The organism is Bartonella sp. AD328YNZD, assembly GCF_042196425.1.
Map to the genome: position 1 here is coordinate 1 of NZ_JBHIQG010000526.1, position 1,222 is coordinate 1,222.

Annotated in this window: 1 protein-coding gene and 1 pseudogene; both read left to right on the forward strand. The window is 39.9% G+C overall.

The features are described from left to right. Positions 1-640: pseudogene (locus tag ACFIO3_RS13395) on the forward strand (filamentous hemagglutinin); the annotation flags it as partial. Between the two features lie 11 nt (positions 641-651). Further along, positions 652-1,056, forward strand: coding sequence for a hypothetical protein (locus tag ACFIO3_RS13400; RefSeq protein WP_375608401.1), 405 nt, complete (start codon positions 652-654; stop codon positions 1,054-1,056). Positions 1,057-1,222: the final 166 nt, after the last annotated feature.

A 1,222-nucleotide genomic window follows, 5' to 3' on the forward strand; every position in this document is an offset into this window, starting at 1 on the left:
TGCTGATGGCAAGGTGCATGTGTCCTTTAATGGCATCTTTACTCCACCAGAGGAAGCCGCTGTTTATGCAGAGCAACGTGCGGAGAATAAAAATAATCCGCTTTATTTTGTTGTGTTCCCAGAAGCCGATTCTGCTATTTCAGAACTTCTGGTAGCAGGCTACCAGAAGTTTATGGAAAATAACTTTTGGGGTTTGACCAATTCAACACAAGAAGCAAAAAATCTGATGTCTCGCTATGGTAACACGGGATTGGAAGAGTATGGCCATAGCCGCGGTACCATGTCATTGGGGAATATGCTGAATTCTTTCAAACAAGAAGGTGTGCACGGTATAGCCGACAACACGAATATCAATTTCTATGGACCAGCCTTTAATGTTTTAGTTGCATCCGGTCTGTTAGGTTATGTGAGTGATGACAAACAAACCACTATTGGCTTTGATGGGAATAGATATGACTTTGTAAGCAGAATTATTGGCGGCAATGGCTATACTTACGAGACAATACCTACTGGCAGTAACATGTGGAAAGAATGGTGGAGAGTGATCATGAATCCCATAAGTTCCCATACCTGTCTTGGAGATGCGAGTGATATATGCAAAAAGCGTTATGGCCCTTCTCATCGTGAACAAAAACCTTGAAGGAGAAAAAAATGAACATGTTGTTTAAATTACTGAGTATAATAGTTTTATTAAGTATAGTGGGATGTCAGTTTAATAAAACTCCTTCATCATCTTTGGCGATGTGGGAGAAGCCAGGAGCAGATTTTACTGAGATAGGAAAAGCCTTGTTAGAATGTGGTATGCCAACCCCTTATGATAAGGATCCAGAAAATAGAAAGTTAAGTTTAAATAAAAAGGCGTTCATTGATTCTTGTATGGTTCAATCAGGATTCCGCTATAAAGATACAGAGGCAGGAACGTGGTGTGAGAATTTTCAAGGAAAGAATCTTCCGGCTTGTCGTCCAGGTGCTGTCATACCACAGCGCAGTGTCAAGAAGCGCTTAAACAGCCCGTTTTGTAAAAAGCATCCAGAACAATATGAATGCTATCCTTAAGTCTTTCTTGTGATGATCAACAATCTGCCATCCTTGCCTTTACTTGGAATGTCGGGATTGTTTTCTCAATTTACCATCTCAACTCAGTTCAGAACTGTCTTGAAAAACGGAGATAAAATATCAACAGGCTTTAGAGCCTTTTTATTGTAAATAAATCCATTGAAAG